Annotated in this window: 12 protein-coding genes; 5 read left to right on the top strand and 7 right to left on the bottom strand. The window is 70.0% G+C overall.

All coding sequences use genetic code 11. From position 1 onward, the window contains the following. Nucleotides 1–68 precede the first annotated feature (68 nt). Complete coding sequence (gene yjjJ / locus ACQZ13_RS27775; RefSeq protein ID WP_431053416.1) at nt 69–1,214, bottom strand: type II toxin-antitoxin system HipA family toxin YjjJ; 1,146 nt, start codon at nt 1,212–1,214, stop codon at nt 69–71. Nucleotides 1,215–1,488: 274 nt separating this feature from the next. After that, nucleotides 1,489–2,112, bottom strand: coding sequence for a GTP cyclohydrolase II (ribA, locus tag ACQZ13_RS27770; protein ID WP_088408543.1), 624 nt, complete (start codon nt 2,110–2,112; stop codon nt 1,489–1,491). A gap of 229 nt (nt 2,113–2,341) precedes the next feature. On the opposite strand from ribA, the gene ACQZ13_RS27765 reads away from it, so the two are divergent. Next, nucleotides 2,342–4,096: a M14 family metallopeptidase gene (locus ACQZ13_RS27765; RefSeq protein WP_431049053.1), complete on the top strand. Its 1,755-nt coding sequence runs from the start codon at nt 2,342–2,344 to the stop codon at nt 4,094–4,096. 142 nt (nt 4,097–4,238) lie between these two features. Here the strand turns inward: ACQZ13_RS27765 and ypfH are convergent, their stop codons facing one another. The 4 genes from ypfH to ACQZ13_RS27745 form a co-directional block, all read right to left on the bottom strand. Then, the gene (ypfH, locus tag ACQZ13_RS27760) at nt 4,239–4,940 is read right to left on the bottom strand and encodes an esterase (protein ID WP_431049052.1); all 702 of its coding nucleotides are present in this window, start codon (nt 4,938–4,940) and stop codon (nt 4,239–4,241) included. A gap of 16 nt (nt 4,941–4,956) precedes the next feature. Then, nucleotides 4,957–5,295: a thioredoxin family protein gene (locus ACQZ13_RS27755; protein WP_431049051.1), complete on the bottom strand. Its 339-nt coding sequence runs from the start codon at nt 5,293–5,295 to the stop codon at nt 4,957–4,959. A gap of 75 nt (nt 5,296–5,370) precedes the next feature. Continuing rightward, nucleotides 5,371–7,560: an ATP-binding protein gene (locus ACQZ13_RS27750; protein ID WP_431049050.1), complete on the bottom strand. Its 2,190-nt coding sequence runs from the start codon at nt 7,558–7,560 to the stop codon at nt 5,371–5,373. Between the two features lie 31 nt (nt 7,561–7,591). Further along, nucleotides 7,592–8,302: a response regulator gene (locus ACQZ13_RS27745; protein ID WP_431049049.1), complete on the bottom strand. Its 711-nt coding sequence runs from the start codon at nt 8,300–8,302 to the stop codon at nt 7,592–7,594. Nucleotides 8,303–8,467: 165 nt separating this feature from the next. Here ACQZ13_RS27745 and ACQZ13_RS27740 point away from each other — a divergent pair, with 165 nt between their 5' ends. From ACQZ13_RS27740 to ACQZ13_RS27725, 4 genes are all read left to right on the top strand, one after another. Further along, complete coding sequence (locus ACQZ13_RS27740; RefSeq protein WP_431049048.1) at nt 8,468–9,781, top strand: SPFH domain-containing protein; 1,314 nt, start codon at nt 8,468–8,470, stop codon at nt 9,779–9,781. A gap of 38 nt (nt 9,782–9,819) precedes the next feature. Beyond that, entirely contained in the window at nt 9,820–11,508 is a 1,689-nt protein-coding gene (locus ACQZ13_RS27735) for a hypothetical protein (protein ID WP_431049047.1), read from the top strand. Nucleotides 11,509–11,687: 179 nt separating this feature from the next. Next, nucleotides 11,688–12,200 carry a hypothetical protein gene (locus ACQZ13_RS27730; RefSeq protein WP_431049046.1) on the top strand — a complete coding sequence of 171 codons (513 nt, stop codon included), beginning with the start codon at nt 11,688–11,690 and terminating at the stop codon, nt 12,198–12,200. 10 nt (nt 12,201–12,210) lie between these two features. Beyond that, nucleotides 12,211–12,621 carry a hypothetical protein gene (locus tag ACQZ13_RS27725; RefSeq protein ID WP_431049045.1) on the top strand — a complete coding sequence of 137 codons (411 nt, stop codon included), beginning with the start codon at nt 12,211–12,213 and terminating at the stop codon, nt 12,619–12,621. Here the strand turns inward: ACQZ13_RS27725 and ACQZ13_RS27720 are convergent. After that, entirely contained in the window at nt 12,608–15,892 is a 3,285-nt protein-coding gene (locus ACQZ13_RS27720; protein ID WP_431049044.1) for a PAS domain S-box protein, read from the bottom strand. The genes ACQZ13_RS27725 and ACQZ13_RS27720 overlap by 14 nt on opposite strands. Between the last annotated feature and the right edge of the window lie 165 nt (nt 15,893–16,057).

Below are 16,057 nucleotides of genomic sequence, written 5' to 3'. Positions count from 1 at the left end.
GCGCGTGAGAAAGGTTGCGAAGGGGCGGGGGCGTTACGAGTTGGTCACAAACGGGAGACGTGGCCGACTCAGAGCAAGGCGGCCAGCAGTCGGCGGTTGTCCGCGCAGGTCGCGCGGAACGCCGCGCTGATGCGCGGATCGGCGGCCGCGGCTTGCCAGAACGCCAGTGCGGCGCCGGCCGCGGCCTCCCAGGCCGTGGCATCGGCCGAGGTCGGACGCGCAGGCACGTAGCGCCTCGTCGGCAGGGTGCCGTCGCGGGCCGGCGCATAGACCATGGGCAGCATGTCGTAGGCCGGTGCGAGTCCGAAGCACGCCGCGCCGTCGCGCTGAACGGGGCGGAACGAGAGGTTGCCGTCGTGCATGTCGTCGTTGGCGATCAGCCGGCCGAAATGCCAGAGGCGTTCGATGAGGGTCAGGTCATGCATGCTGAGCCAGCCACCCTGCACCAGAGGCTTCGCAGCCTCGTGCCAGGGAAGGCCGGCGCTGCCGACGAAGGCCGCGTTCAGCGAGAACCAGGACACCAGCGCCGAGCGCCCCAGTTCGCCGTGGCGGTCGAAGCGCTCCACTTCCAGGAAGGTGCGCCCGCCGTGGAGATGGACGGAGGACGCCGCCGCCGGCACGCGGAGATGCGAGGACAGCGTGCGGCCGGCGAGGTATTCGCAGACCAGCAGGTCGGACCAGCGCTGCGTGGCGGCGGAGCCGTCGGTGCCGGAGAACTTGACGAGCACATGCTGGGACGAGCCGTCGGCCCGCAGGCGGACGGCCGTGAACTTGGGGAACTCGCCGCCCGCCGACGAGCCGGGGATGCCGTCGGAGAGGATGAGGCGTGCCAGCGACGGGTAGGCGTTGGGGACGTCGGCATCGGTGATCCCGGGCGGAATGCGACCGTCGGCCACTCGGCGGAGGTGCTCCTGCCACTGCGCGTGCGCCTGCTCGCCGATCAGCAGATTGCCGGGTGCGTCGCTGCCCAGCAGCGAGATCGCGTGCAGCGCGTCGTCGTCCGACCACGCATTCGGGTCCTCGCCGATCTGCAGCAGCGGGGCGTAGTAATGCGCGAAGTAGCGTCCGAGGAATCCCTGCGGCCGCATGTCCTGCAGCGGATAGGGCAGGCCGTCGAAACGGCCCTCGCGCATGTCGGCGTCGAGCGGCCAGTCGAAGGGCGCCAGGAACTCCACGACGGCGCCCTCGGGATGCAGCAGGTGCATGTCCGCGATCCGGTGCGCCTGACCGTCGAGATCGACGCGGGGAGTCGGCGAACGGCTTGATCGACGGCGTCATGGGGGCCCTCACGGAAGTGGAAGGCAACCATCTTGAAGAGACGTCGACGCCGATGCGATGACTCAAACTCGTCGTCTTTCGAGCAACTCCCACTTGTTTGAGGAGTCGCCATCGCGAGGACGAGTGGGCGGCGGTGTCAGGTGTTGCCGCGCTCGCCGGTCATCCCTGCGGCTTCGTGGAGATCCACGGTCCGCGAGCCGTGGAGGGCATTCACTCCAGGTAGTGCCCCATCCGCTTGCGCTTGGTCTCGAGGTAGCGCTCGTTGTGCGGATTCGCCGCGATGCGCAGCGGCACCAGCGCCTCGACCTCGACGCCGCCCGCCACCAGCGCGTCGCGCTTCTGCGGGTTGTTGGTGATCAGCCGCACGCTCTTCACGCCCAGCAGGCACAGGATGTCGATGGCGTCGGCGTAGTCGCGTTCGTCCTCGGCGTGGCCCAGGCGCAGGTTGGCATCGATGGTGTCGACGCCGGCTTCCTGCAGCGCGTAGGCGCGCAGCTTCTCGACCAGGCCGATGCCGCGCCCCTCATGGCCGCGCATGTAGATGACGATGCCGCCCTCGTCCTTGAGCAGGTCCAGCGCGCCCTGCAGCTGCGGACCGCAGTCGCAGCGCAGCGACTGGAAGACGTCGCCCGTCAGGCATTCGCTGTGAACACGCAGCAGGCCGCCGCGCTCCTGCAGCGGGCCCACCGACAGCACCAGGTGCTCCGAGCCCGTCGCCGGGCTGCGGAAGGCCCGCGCCTGGAAGTCGCCCAGCGTGGACGGCAGGTGCACCACTTCCCACTCGGTCGCCCCTTGCGTCCCCAACGGGATCTTCTCGCAGTGATTCACAGCCATCTCTCCAGCTTCGCCTCGGCGTCCTCGCGGACCGCCGGGTCGTGTCGTTCTTACGGTCGTCCGTCCATGTCGTGCGATGCGCGCCCGTCGAGGCGACGGCGCGCACGTGCAAGTCCAGCAATTTAACCCGTCTCAGGGAAAACGCGCTGTCCCGGGGTGGAGAGCCCTCTCGGTCGCCGGGGCCTGGGCATGCAAAATCGGCCGCACCGACACCGCCCCTGGGACGCCCATGACCGCTCTCCCGCCCGCCGCCGCGCCGGCGCCGGATCCATCGCATCCACCGATGGCGACGCTGCCCACCCCGCGCTTCGACGAATTCCCGCGCTACGAGGCGCTGACGCAACTGCTGTTCAGCTATGCGCAGGCCTGTCCCAACCTGGTGTCGGTGCGCTCGCTCGGCAAGAGCTTCGAGGGCCGCGAGATCTGGGTCCTGATCCTGACCAACACCGCGACCGGCGTCGACGTCGAGAAGCCCGCGTTCTGGGTCGACGGCAACATCCACGCCGCCGAGCTGACCGCCTGCACCACCTGCCTGTACTACCTGCACGAGCTGCTGAGCAAGTACGGCACCGACCCGCAGGTCACGCACCTGCTGGACACGCGCACGATCTACATGGTGCCGCGCCTGAACCCGGACGGCGGCGAGCTGGCGCTGGCGGACCGGCCGCGGCACATCCGCTCGTCGACGCGGCCTTATCCGTTCGACGAGGAGCCGGTGGAAGGCCTCAGCGTCGAGGACATCGACGGCGACGGCCGCATCCTGACGATGCGGGTGGCCGATCCGCACGGCGGCTACAAGAAGCATCCGGACGATCCGCGGCTGATGGTGCCGCGCCAGCCGGGCGAGTTCGGCGGCGAGTACTACCGCCTGATGCCCGAAGGCCTGGTCATCAACCACGACGGCTTCAGCATCAAGGTCAACCGCGACAGCGAAGGCCTGGACCTGAACCGCAACTTCCCCGCCGGCTGGCGGCAGGAGTTCGAGCAGGTGGGCGCCGGTCCGTACCCGACCAGCGAGCCCGAGGTGCGCGCGATGGTGGACTTCATGGTCGGCCACCCCAACATCGGCGCGGCGATCAGCTTCCACACGCACAGCGGCGTGATCCTGCGGCCCTGCGGGACGCGCAGCGACGACGAGATGCCGCCGGAGGACCTCTGGGCCTTCCAACGCTTCTCCAAGCTCGGCGAGCAGCACACCGGCTACCCGGCGGTGAGCATCTGGCACGAGTTCAAGTACCACCCCAAGGAAGTGATCACCGGGACGCAGGACTGGGTGTACGAGCACCTCGGCGCCCTGTTCTGGGTGGTGGAGCTCTGGTCGCCCAACAAGGAGGCGGGCATCACCGGCTACAAGTGGATCGACTGGTTCCGCGACCATCCGGTGGAGGACGACCTCAAGCTGCTGAAGTGGAGCGACGAGCACTGTGGCGGCAAGGCGCACGTCGAGTGGACGTCGTTCATGCACCCGCAGCTGGGGCCGGTGGAGATCGGCGGCTGGGACAAGATGAACTTCTGGCGCAATCCGCCGCCGCATCTGCGCGAGCGTGAGGCGGCCAGGTTCCCGGCATGGATGAACCAGATCGCGCTGAGCCTGCCGAAGCTGGAGCTGCTGCGCACGGAGGTGAGGGCGCTGGGGCCCGATACCTGGCGCGTGCGGATGGCGGTGGGCAACAGCGGCTGGCTGCCGGCGTATGTCACCAAGCAGGCGCTGGCGCGCAAGCAGACTCGCGGCGTGATGTTCGAGATCTTCCTGCCGGTCGATCCGGAGGTCGGGCTGGTCAGCGGCAAGCCGCGCATGGAAGGCCCGCAGCTGGAAGGGCATGCGCCCAAGCAGACGCAGCTGGCGTTCCTGCCGGAACGGGACATCACCGGCGATCGCGCCTACGGCGAGTGGACGGTGAGAGCGCCGAAGGGAACGCGGATCAGCCTGGTCGCGTGGGCGGACCGGGCGGGCACGGTGAGGACCGAAGTCACGCTCGATTGACGCTGGTCGTCCTGCATCGACCGCAGCCCTCACCCCTGCCCTCTCCCGCAAGCGGGAGAGGGGGCAAGAAGAGCGCCGGTCGGACTCCCTCTCCCGCTTGCGGGAGAGGGCGGGGGTGAGGGCCAGCGGCCGTCGCAGTACGTCAGTGCTTCTGCTCGTTCTTGTCCTGCTCGGCGGCGGCGAGGACCGCCTCGCGCCAGAGACGAGCGGGAATGAAGGTCCGCAGCTGTTCCATGGCGCGCTCGATGAGCGCCGGATGCAGCTCATGGCCGACGTTCGGGAGCACGTCCGCCGTGATGTCCGCGCCCAGCGACATCAGCTCGCGCGCCGCGTTCAGCAGCGCGGGGTAGGGCAGCTCGCTGTCATCCTTGCCGTGCAGCAGATGGATGGAGACATCCTTGGGCGCCTGCTGCGGCCAGTAGGCATACGCCCCACCGAACGCAAGCACGCGACCGGCCAGCGCCTCTTCCTGCTGAAGCGCTTCCAGCGCCAGGATCGCGCCCTGCGAGAACCCGCCCAGCGCCACCCGACCCCATTCCAGGTCGAGCTTCTCCGCCCAGCCGCGCACCAGCGCGATCAGCGTCGGCACCGCCTCGGTCAGACGCGCGGCCTTGGCCGCATCGTCGCCCTGTTCCGAGTACCACTGGTAGCCCGAGCCTCCGCCCGGAATCGCATCGAAGGGCTCGAAGCCGTCGAGCAGCACCAGCGCGGCGCGCGGGTACTGGCGATGCAGCGCCTCGGCGAGCGGGCGCATCTGCTCGGCGTCGGCGCCGGCACCGTGCAGCAGCACGAACAGCAGATCGGGAGCTCCGTCCTTGGGGAGCAGCACATGGGCTTGGGTCATGGGGCCCGATTGTCCGTCACGTGTTGTCGATGCGCTCCAGCGCCGCCCGGATATCCGCAGCGTTCGTGGGCCTGACCAGGCGCTCGACCTCCTGCCCGTCGCGCATGAAGATCAAGGTCGGCCAGAGCTTGACCTTGAACGAACGCCCGAGCGGCCGGCCCTTGCCGTCCTCGACCTTGATGTGCTGGACCATCGCGTGCCGGCCGTCGAAGGCCTGCTCCAGCAGCGGCTGCGCGGCCTCGCAGATGGGGCACCACGGCGCGCCGAACTCGAGCAGCAGCGGATGTCCCTTCGACAGCGAATCGACGGCGTCGCGGATGGGCTCGGTCAACGCGTATTGCGGGGTCATCGGCATGGGAACTCTCCTTGATCGATCAGGCACAGCCGCCTGGACGGAACGGCGGGTGCGGAGCGGGTCGGACGAAGCCCGTCACGCCGCCGCGCGGCGCAGGCTCATCTCGAACACCACCCCGTCCGGCACATTGAATGCCCGGATGCTGCCATCCATCTTCGCCAGGTAGGTCTTGGCCACGAAGAGCCCCTGGCCGCGGCGTTCCCCGTTCACCTGCGGGGCGGTATCGGAGACGCCGTACTCGAAGATCTGTTCCAGCATCGCCGCATCGATGTGCGGCCCCTGGTTGCGGATCCGCAGCAGCACGAAACCAGGCTCGCCGGCCTCCAGGGTGATGGCAATGGGCGTGCCTCCGGGCCGGTAGCGGTCGGCGTTGCGCAGCACGTGGGTGACGGCGTCCTCCAGCGCGTAGGCCTCGGCGTACACCGGCTGCGGCTCGGGTAGCGCGGTCTCGAAACTGACGTGGTCGATGCCGGCGTAATGCGCGTTTGCCGCCACCTCGCGGCAGAAGGCCGTCAGGTCCAGCGCCTCCGTGTGCAGGTCCGCCGACGCCAGCGCCTCGCTCGGCGGCGCGCTGCCGTACAGCACCTTCACCGCCTGCTGCATCCGCTGCACGTAGCGGTGGCTGGGGTCGTCGCCCGCGCCGTGCAGCACCATCAGCGACTGCAGCGGCGACATGATCTCGTGCCCGACGGCATGCCACATCTCGCGCTCGCGTTCGGCCCGCAGCTGCTCGCGGCGCAGGCCGTCCTTCACACGGGTGAGCGCGTCGGCCAGGCTGCCGGCGAGGATGCCCAGTTCGTCGCGGCCGCGCAGGTCGGCCACGTCGAGCTCGCCGATGCGCTGCTCCGCCCGGGCGTCCTGCATGTTGTACGAGACCGCGGCCGCGCGTTTGGTCAGCACCGCGATGCCGCGGATCAGGCCGAGCTCCACCATCAGCCACGCGAGCGCGACCGCGGCCAGCATCGCCGCCGCCAGCCACGCCAGCGGACGCGCCTCCAGCGCGAGCTGGCGGTCGAGGCTGCGCAGGTCGCCGCGCAGGTCGAGCCGGTAGCGGCCGCTCGGCGTCGCGACTTCGTCGGACGCCGTCAGCCAGCGGATCTCGGCCGCGTCGGTGTCGGCGCCCACGCCCAGGATCTCGCCTTGCACCGGCAGCAAGCGCATCACGTGGATCAGCCAGGGGAGCGCGCGCTCCGACAGCTCCGGACCGCGACGTTCGGCGATCGTCGTCGACTGCTTGCCCAGACGCTCGATGCGCAGCGTCTCGCCCGGCTGCAGCGACGCGCCGATCCGGTCCAGCGACAGCGCCAGCGATGCGCCCGGTCTGGCGCTGTCGAACAGCGCTGGAGACGTTGCGGGCGCCACGGGAGTTTCTGTCGCTTCGGCGCTCGTCTCCTCGGGTGCGAGCAGCTCCACCCGCACCCGCATCTGGTCGAGGTCGGCCGGCGGCCACACCGGCCGCGCGCGACGGCCGGCATCGTCGAAGAGCGCGTCCTGGAAGGCCTCGACCGGCAGCCGGATCGAATAGAAGGTGCGCCGCGCACAGTCCGGTCCGCTGCTGCCTTCGGCGCAAGGACCTTCGCGCCAGAGCCAGCCGCGGAATTCGCGCATCGGGCGTGACTTGCCGGGCAGCTGAGGACCCGCACCGAGGAAGCCAGTCAGACGACCGCGCTGCGTGCCGTCAGCGGAGGCGGCGCCCTCGAACGGCGCGATCCACGTCTGCGTGCCGCCGCGCAGCTTCAGCGTCACGCGCGCACGGTGCACGCCGCTCAGGTCCAGCGCGCCATGCTCGCGGCCGGCGAGCGGCCCGCTCTCCAGGCTGCCGACCAGGTACAGGAATCCGCCCGCGTAGGCGTTCGCGCCGACGGCGGCGCACAGGCTCGCGCCGTCGGGCCAGCGCAGGCCGCAGCCGGCCATCTCGACGGCGCGCTGCGCCTTGTTCTGGTCGTCGAAGTCGATGGCCGAGAACGGCAGCAGCACCGGCGCCTGACCGTCGCGGTCGCCCGCGCCCATCGTCGGATTGAGCAGCGCCAGCTGCCCGCTCGGATGCCGCAGCTGCAGCACGATCTCCGCCAGCGACTGGCGGAAGCCCTGCGCATAGCGCTGGTACGCGCGCTGCTTCTGGTCGATCAGCACGGTCAGCACCAGGCCGACCGTCGCCAGCGCCAGCAGCAGGAAGGCCAGGTGAACGACCGCGCGCCGGCGGAACGCCGCCAGGCCCAGTCGCGGCACGACCAGCGCGGGCAGCTCGACCGGTCCGAGCTTCATGCGGCGTCCATGTCGTCGGCCCTGTCGATGTTCAACGCGGCCCCGACCACCGGAACCCGCGCATCGGCACGTTCTCGATCGCGTCGAAGGTCGGATCGACTTCCTTCAACGCCTCGCGCAGCGTGGACACGTGCTTGCGGACGTTGTCCCGCGTGCGGCCGCTCTTGACGACGTCGTAGAGCTCCTCGTACGACACCACCTGCGGCGCGCGCTGGTACAGCGTGGCGAGGATGCGCTGCGCCGTCAGCGGCAGGTTGATGCGCTGGCCCTTCCACAGCGGGCTGCGCTGCCAGAGCGGGTCCAGCTGCAGCGACTCCGGCGCGACCGGCACCGGCTCGGCGGCCTCGCGGGCGCGGGCCGCGCGCAGGATGTCGAGGAAGGTGTCGATGAACTCGGCCTCGTCGAAGCTGGTCTTCTGCAGGTAGTCCCAGGCGTCCAGCGCCTTCATGATCCCGCGGTAGATGGCCGCCGGCATCGCCGACACCACCAGCACCGGCGTGCCGGCGTTGAGCTTGTTGATCTCGTTGATCAGCGCGATGCCGGCGTTGCGCTCGCGGCCGAGCTCGATGTCGAGCACCACCATGTCGTAGCGCTCGCGCGCCAGCGCGGCCTCGGCGGCGTCGCGGTCGAACCACTGGTCGACCTGCAGCTCGGGTCGCGCGGCGCGGATCCAGCCGGTGAGCTGCTCGCTGGTGGGGCGGTCGTCCTCGATGACGGCGATCTTGTTGCTGGGGAGGGCCATGGCGCCGGATTATCGGCACCCTCGCGCCCGCCGGCGCGACCGCCCTGTGAGGGTTTCTTCCGGACCGTGAAGGGACCCGCCGAGGACCGCATTGAGGCCTCCGGGCCGTTTCCGGACCATGAGCGTCATCCCAACACCCGAATCACGGGAACCCCGGAGGACCTCATGAACGACCGCCTGCAATCGATCCGCAACGCCGCCGCGCGGCTCAAGGCTCGGCTGCCCGGTTTCTCGCGCCGCAGCCAGGGCGCCGACTTTGGCGGCGAAGGCGCCGGTGCCGGCGGCCTCGGCGTGCCGCTGAAGCGCGCCGGCGCCGGCCTGGTCCGCTGCCTGCCGTGGCTGGCCGGCCTGACGGCCGTGGCCGGCGCGGTGGCGCTGCTGGTGACGCATCCGCCGGTGCACGAAGTGCCGCGCGGCGCCGTCAGCCTGCGTACCAACGTGCTGACCGGCGGCGTGACCGAGGCCCGCTCCGGTTCGATGCTCCAGATCCCCGGCCTGCACGACGTCCGCGACCTGCCGGTGCGCGACCGCAGCTATCACCCGGAGCGCTTCGCCCGCGCCGACGGCGAAGCGCCGCTGCAGTCGCTCGAAGGGCTCTCGCTGGGCCTGGACCTGACGGTGCGCTGGACTGTCGACCCGACGCGCCTAGCGCAGCTCGCCGCCTCGCTGCCCGACGACATCGAGGGCGACGTGATCGCTCCCGCGCTGCAAGGCATCGTCTACCGTCAGATCGCGACGCACACGGTGCGCGAGATCTTCTCGACCCAACGCGGCCCCATCCAGGCCGCGCTGGAGTCGGAGCTGCGTCGCAAGCTGGCGCTGGACGGCATCGTGCTGCGCGGCCTGGAGATCGGCAACGTCGACCTGCCGCAGGAGTACCGCGCCGGTCTGGAGAACCTGCTGTCCGAAGGCCTGGCCAGCGAGAAGATGCGCTACACGCTGGAGCTCAAGGAGAAGCAGGTCAAGCAGACCGAGCTGGAGGCCGCCGCCGAGAAGGTCCGTCGCGAGACCTCCGCGGAAGCCGCGGCGCGCGAGCAGGTCATCGCCGCCAAGGGCCAGGAAGAGGCGATGAAGCACGTGCTGCCGTTCAAGCAGCGCCAGGTCGAGCAGCGTCAGCTGGAAGCCGAGGCCGAGCGCGTCGCTCGCGTCCGCATGGCCGAAGGCAACGCGCAGGCGCGCGGCATCGAAGCGGAAGGCGAGGCCAAGGCGCGCGAGAAGCTGGCCGACGCGGAGGCTTATCGCCAGACGCGCATCGGCAAGGTCGCGGTCGACCAGATGGCCGCCGAAGGCGCGCTGCTGAGCCGCCATCCGCTGCTGATCCAGAAGGCGATGGCCGACAAGCTCTCCGACAAGGTGCAGGTGATCATCGCGCCGCCCCCGTCGGACGGCGGATTCATCGGCAAGACGCTGCTGGGGACGAAGCAGGAAGCGCGTCCGGAAGGTCGTCCGGAAGGCGAAGGCGAGGGAACCTCGCAATGACACGCCACCGCTCCTCCACGTTCCTGATCCCGTCCCTGATGCTGAATCGAAAGGGTTCCGACATGTGCCGCCTGAAGCTTGTGATCGCCGCTGCGATCGCCGCCGTCGTCGTTCAACTGCTGTGTGTCCGCTCGGCCGATGCCGCCTCCCTGGCCGCGACCGACGACGCGGCGCCCAAGCCGCCGATCAAGCGCGTCTCGCCGGACGACGCAGCGCCGCGCACCGCGCTGGTGGTGCAGGACAACGTCGCGATGCGCGCGGCGGCGAAGGACTCGTCGCCGGCGCAGGCGCAGCTCTGGCGCGGCGAGGCGCTGGAGATCCGCGGCGAGCGTCCCGACCACTTCCAGGTCTACGACTACCGCCGCGAACGCGGCGGCTTCGTCCGCAAGACTGCGCTGCTGCCGCTCAACGGCCCGGCCGCGCAGCCCGATGCGCTGCTGGCCGCCCTGCGCGTGGTGCGCCAGCAGCCGGGCTCGGAGTCGCTGGGCCTGGGCCTGGCCGCCGCCTACGTGCAGTCGGCGAGCGCGGCGCAGATGAACGGCGCGGACGGCGCCGAGGCGCTCGACGCGATGGGCACGCTGGCCGAGCGTCTGGCCGATCGCGCATCGCGCGCGCAGTCCCGCCCGGACGGCGCGACCGTCGCGCCGACGGCCGCCGAGACGCAGGTCGCCGCGCAGCTCGATGTCGCCGCGCGCTACGGTCTGCGCTTCCGCACGCTGGAGCGCGAGGCCGGCGCGATGCAGCTCTGCTACGAAGGCGACGCGTTCCGCCGCGTGCTGGCGATGCCGGCCTCGACGCCGGAACAGAAGGCGCGCGCCGCGCTGGCGCTGACGCGCGTCGACTGTCTGGACCCGGTCGCGACGCCGCCGCAGCGCGAGCAGATGGACCAGTGGCGCGCGGACGTGCTCGACAAGGTCGACCTGCGCGATCCGGCGCTGGCGACACATTGGCGCAACCGCGTGCTGATGCGCGAGGCGGGCGTGTGGAGCAGCCTGGCGTTCATCCGCGCGCGCCGCGCAAATGCCGCCGGGGCTGCCAGCGCCACCGGTGCCGCCGCCTCGACCACGGCCCTGCAAGTGGACGCGTCGTCGTCCGCCTCGCGCCGCTCGCTCGAAGCCTTCGCGCGTGTGGTGCCTGCGGAGCTGTCCGACGACGACCAGCCCGCCTACAACGACGCTGCCATGCGCGGCAATGCGATGCGCTGGGCCGCGCTGCCGACGGGCGCGCCGGAACAGATCCTCGGCGCGGTGAAGCTGAACGTCGCCGCCGGCCAACCGGGCGAGACCTGCCTCACGCTCACGATGAACGGCGCGCGGGAAGGGAATCCGCCGCTGCTGCGCCATTGCGCGTGGGGGCTGGTGATGACGGCGTCGGCGCGGATCAACCGCGAGGGCACGGCGATCTCGATCGCGTCGGTGCCGGCGGACGGGTGGCGCGAACTCTGGCTGCTGCGCCGCACGTCGCAGGGCTGGAAGGTGTCGGTGCTGCCGCCGGTGGCCGCGCAGCCAGGCCTCGGCTACGCGGAATTCGCCGGCTGGGTGCCCGGCGGCAAGGAACTGCTGGTCGCGCGCGAGTCCCGCGCCGAAGGCCGCTACAAGCGCAGCTACGAACTGGTCGACCTCGACACGCTGGAGACTAGGCGCCAGGCCGGCGATGTCACGATGCTCGGTGCGTTCCAGCGCTGGCAGGCGGCGGATTGGAAGGGCACCAGCCTGAGCGCAAGGTGAGGGCTGCGCCATTTCGCATGGCGCCGCTGCGAGCTCAGAAGAGGTGCCTTTTTCCCTCGAAAGTGGGCCCTCTTCATACCCCCCGCCGCCCACAACTTTGAGTCATGGCAGAAAGGGATTCGATTTCGAGAATGCGTACATCGCATCGACATGAGGTCGGTGGCAGAAAGGCAGAAACGATGTTGCAGCGAATCGAATTCGAAGACGAGCCCGAGGAGGCCGCGCTGGCGCCAGTGCCGGCGTTCCCTGAGCGCGGACGTCCGGTGTGGGTGTACAGCAAGAGCCAGAAGCCCTACCTCTATCGGCCGTGGGCGAACCCTTGCTCTCCCGGCGAGTGGCCGTACGACCTCCAGGCGCTCCGCGGCACGGAGGACTACGGAGACATCATCGAGTGGTATGCGCAGAGGCATCCGCATCTGCTGCGAGAGGACTTCCAAGTGATTGATCGGGAACTGGCTCGTTGCGCCGGCGACCGTCAGATCAGTGTCCAAGTGAACCGGGATCCCGAGGAGCACAACATGGACTTGCAGTTCACGCTGTTCGGCTATGCGCCGGACGCTGAGTATCCCTATCCCGAGATCGAAGACTTCTATGCACTGTACAAGTCCGTCCCGGCGATCAAACGCCTTTGGCTGGTTGTCTTTGCGCAAGCATGGCCCGGTCGCTTTGAAGACCGGCATCTGGTCAGGTGAGGGCTGAACGATGACGGTATTTGACCCCGATGAAGTCCTCGCCGTCGCGAGGCACCTCTGGACCCGAAATGATGAGGCGAGCAACCGCAGCGCGGTATCACGTGCCTATTACGGAGTGTTCCTGCGAGCTCGCGACCTGGCAGGCATTTCCCAGCGACATCCCAAAGCTCACCAGTGGACTCGGGAGCACTACGAACGTGAAGGCGAATTGGAATTCGCCAAGAGGCTGGGTACCCTGCGCCGCAGCAGGAACCATGCTGACTACTCGACCGAACGGCACATCACGCGGAAGGAGGCGGAGGCTGCCATGAATCTGTCGCAGCAAGTTCGCGCGGAGCTCCGAGTGCTGGCAGGTCGCCGGCAGTACAGGGACAGCAGCAAGGTCTCGGTAGAGAAATCTGACCCGGTCAATCCGCCGTGAGCTTCACCAGCACCTGCCGCAGCCGCTGCGCGTCGATCGGCTTGGTGAGGAACTCGTTCATCCCGGCGGCGAGCGCTTCGTCACGTTCCTGGACCAGCGCCGCTGCCGTCAACGCGATGATCGGCAGCTCCGTCGCGTCGTAGCGCTGGCGCAGTTGCCGTGTGGCCTCGTGGCCGCTCATGACCGGCATCTGCACGTCCATCAGCACCGCGTCGAAAGGCTTGCCCATGCTGGCTGCGGCCGTCACCGCCTCCACCGCCTGGCTGCCGTCGCTGGCCTGCGAGACCTCCGCGCCCCACTGCTCGAGCATGGCCACGGCGATCATCATGTTCACCGGGTTGTCCTCGACCATCAGGATGCGGCGTCCCGCCAGTTCCACGTTGTCCGCAGGCGCGCGGCGCTGCGCGCTCACCGGCGCCGGCGCCGCCGGCAGCGGCAGCTCGGCCCAGAAGGTCGCGCCCGCGCCGGGCTGGCTGTCTACACCCACATCGCCTCCCATCAAGGTCGCCAGCTCGCGGCAGATCGACAGTCCCAGACCCGTGCCGCCGTAGCGGCGCGTGGTCGATTCGTCGGCCTGCGTGAACGGTTGGAAGAGCCGCTCGTGCATCGCCTCCGCGATGCCGGGGCCGGTGTCGCTGACCTCGACGCGCAGGCGCCGCTCGTCCAGCCGGCGCACCCGTACCGCGACGCGGCCCTGCTCGGTGAACTTCAGCGCGTTGCTCAGGTAGTTGCTCAGGATCTGCCGCGTGCGCACCGGATCGCCGATCACCCAGGCCGGCACTGCGTCGTCGACGTCGATGCTGAAACCCAGCCCGCGCGCCTGCGCCAGCGTCAGGTAGCCCATGCGCATCGTCGCCAGCATGTCGCGCAGCGCGAAAGGCACGGTCTCCAGCGTCAGCCGGCCGGCCTCGATCTTGGACAGGTCCAGGATGTCCGACATCAGGCCCGACAGACTCTCCGCGCTGTCCACCATCTGGTCCAGGTAGTGGCTGCGCGTGTCGCCGTTCAGATCCGGCTGCTGCAGCAGCCGCGCCAGGCCGACCAGGCCGTTCAGCGGCGTGCGGATCTCGTGGCTGATGTTGGCCAGGAAGGCGCTCTTGGCGCGGTTGGCGGCCTGCGCCTCGTCCTTGGCCTGCGCGAGCGCGGCCTCGACGCGCCGACGCTCCGTCACGTCTTCCATGATCCAGATCGTGCCGCCGCGGCTGGGGTGGTTCGGGTCCACCGCGCGCGCCAGGATCCGGCACAGGAAGCGGCTGCCGTCGCGGCGTCGCATCAGGCGCTCGACCTCGACCTGCTCGCCGGCCGCCAGGCGCGGACCGAGCTCGTGGCCCACGTCGTCGTAGTCCTCCGCGCTGGGCCACACCACGCTGCCGGCCTGGCCGATCAGCCCGCCCGCAGGCCAGCCGAACATCTCCTCCACCAGCCGGTTCGCCTGCACGAAATGCTGGTCGCGCGTCAGCGCGATGCCGATCGACGCGTTCTCCAGGATCGCCGCATGGACCAGCCGCGTGCGCTCGGTGTCGCTGACGTCGCGGGAGTTGACGACCAGGTAGGACATCCCGTCCATCACGAAGGGCGCGGCCGACAGCAGCATCGGGATCGGCTGCCCGTGCCGGTTGGCGAAGGCCGCCGGCATGTCGCTGACGCGGCCGTGCAGGCGCAGCGCCTCGACCAGCCGCTCGCGGTCGGCGATGTCCTGCCAGATGCCCAGCTCCTCCGAACTGCGCCCCAGCACCTCGTCGGCGGTGTAGCCGCTGACCAGCTCGAAGGTCTTGTTGACCATCACGTAGCGGCCGCTGACGGTCTCGGTCAGCGTGACCACGTCAGGGCTGGTGGCGAACAGGTGCGACAGCAGCGCCTCGGAGCGCCGCAGCGCATCCTGCGCGCGCGAGGTCTCGGTCTGGTCGATGAAGAAGGACAGCGTCGCCGGCCCGGTGGCCGCGTCCACCCGCACGCTGGTGGCCTGCACCAGGCGGCGGCGGCGCGAGAGCGTGCGCAGCCGGAATTCCGTCATCGGCAGCATCGCGCCGACGGGCAGCGCCTCGATCTTGGCCGCGCGTTGGCGGGCGCGTTCCTCGTCGCCGGGTTCGTAATGCGAGAACAGGTCCTGCCCGATCATCGACGAGCGCTGCGTGTAGCCGAACATCGCCATCGCCGCCGGGTTGGCGTCCATCACGCGGCCCCAGCGGTGCAGCACCAGCGGCGACGGCGAGCGGCGGAACAGCTCGCGGTAGCGCGTCTCGGTGGCCACCATGGCCTGCTCGGTCTGGACCTCGTCGGTGACGTCGCGGCCCACGCCCCAGTAGCCGCGGAAATTGCCCTTGGCGTCGAAGCGCGGCTCGCCGCTGATGGACACGTAGTGCAGCGCGCCGTCCTCGGACGTGCGGCGCATCACCAGGCCGCGGAACGGGCGATGGGATTCGAGGTCGGCGCGGTGCGCGTCGAGTTCTTCGTCGGAGAGGCCCAGGTGTTCGATCTCCCACGGCGCGCGGCCCAGGCGTTCGGCCATCGACAGGCCCGAGGAGCCCGGGGTGTGCTCGGTCAGATGCGTGAAGCGGAACTGGCGGTCCATCTCCCAGTACCAGTCCGCCGCCATGTTGAGCAGGTGGCGGAAGCGCGCATGGCGGTCGTTGACTTCCTGCATCGCGCGCCGGATCAGCTTGGCAGTGCCCAGACCGACGACCAGCCCCGAGGTCAGCAGCAGCAGTTGCGTCAGCAGCCGGGCGGTGAGCCCGACCGGCGCGGCGCCGACCTGGATCCAGCCGCTCAGTTCCGCCGAGGCCAGTCCGCCCAGCGCGGCCAGTCCCAGCCCGAACAGCGACAGCCCGGCGCCCAGGCCGATCATGCCGGTGCCCAGCGCGACCATCAGCCCCATGATCCCGAGGCTCGCGGCGTTGAGGCCGAGCTGGCGCGACACCGCCAGCGACAGCGCCGTGGCCATGGCCAGGCACATCAGCGCGACCGCCGCGGCGGGACCGTGGTGGGAGGGAAGACGCCACAGCATCGCCAGGCCGGCGAAGGTGGTCACGAGGGCGAGGACGGGCGGCAGCAGGCCGCCCAGGGGTTCCGTGGCGCCGGCGCTGGCCAGCAGCAGCAGGCCGGCCATGCCGGACAGCAGCACGCACGCGCCCATGAACAGCCGCGCGGCGCGCCATTGCAGCTTCGCGGGCAGGCTGTCGCCGCGCGACAGTTCGTGCCCCACCAGACTGCTCAGATCGTCCTGGGAATCCTTGCTCACTCGACCCCGCCCCAACTCGTTATGGATGGACATGCCCTTTCTCTCCTTGGAAAGGTCTCGGGGCGAGCGGCGTGCCAGATCGGCAGGCGGCGGCCCGAATTGCAACGTCCGGTAACGGAGTCTCGGTGAGCGGAGGGGGTTCTGGTGAGGAGAGGAATCCCCAAACGCGTCCAGTTCGGTGCGCGTCCGGGGTTTCTG

Origin of the sequence: Roseateles sp. L2-2 (assembly GCF_050613215.1) — a bacterium.
In the GTDB taxonomy this organism is placed as follows: Bacteria; Pseudomonadota; Gammaproteobacteria; order Burkholderiales; family Burkholderiaceae_C; genus Roseateles; species Roseateles noduli.
This window is presented reverse-complemented; position numbering and strand designations above follow the sequence as displayed.

What these genes read in the sequence shown, in the direction of transcription:
- ribA (WP_088408543.1), bottom strand. Translation starts at nt 2,112, where the DNA reads ATGGCTGTGAATCACTGCGAGAAGATCCCGTTGGGGACGCAAGGGGCG.
- ACQZ13_RS27765 (WP_431049053.1), top strand. Translation starts at nt 2,342, where the DNA reads ATGACCGCTCTCCCGCCCGCCGCCGCGCCGGCGCCGGATCCATCGCAT.
- ypfH (WP_431049052.1), bottom strand. Translation starts at nt 4,940, where the DNA reads ATGACCCAAGCCCATGTGCTGCTCCCCAAGGACGGAGCTCCCGATCTG.
- ACQZ13_RS27755 (WP_431049051.1), bottom strand. Translation starts at nt 5,295, where the DNA reads ATGCCGATGACCCCGCAATACGCGTTGACCGAGCCCATCCGCGACGCC.
- ACQZ13_RS27750 (WP_431049050.1), bottom strand. Translation starts at nt 7,560, where the DNA reads ATGAAGCTCGGACCGGTCGAGCTGCCCGCGCTGGTCGTGCCGCGACTG.
- ACQZ13_RS27745 (WP_431049049.1), bottom strand. Translation starts at nt 8,302, where the DNA reads ATGGCCCTCCCCAGCAACAAGATCGCCGTCATCGAGGACGACCGCCCC.
- ACQZ13_RS27740 (WP_431049048.1), top strand. Translation starts at nt 8,468, where the DNA reads ATGAACGACCGCCTGCAATCGATCCGCAACGCCGCCGCGCGGCTCAAG.
- ACQZ13_RS27735 (WP_431049047.1), top strand. Translation starts at nt 9,820, where the DNA reads ATGCTGAATCGAAAGGGTTCCGACATGTGCCGCCTGAAGCTTGTGATC.
- ACQZ13_RS27730 (WP_431049046.1), top strand. Translation starts at nt 11,688, where the DNA reads ATGTTGCAGCGAATCGAATTCGAAGACGAGCCCGAGGAGGCCGCGCTG.
- ACQZ13_RS27725 (WP_431049045.1), top strand. Translation starts at nt 12,211, where the DNA reads ATGACGGTATTTGACCCCGATGAAGTCCTCGCCGTCGCGAGGCACCTC.
- ACQZ13_RS27720 (WP_431049044.1), bottom strand. Translation starts at nt 15,892, where the DNA reads ATGTCCATCCATAACGAGTTGGGGCGGGGTCGAGTGAGCAAGGATTCC.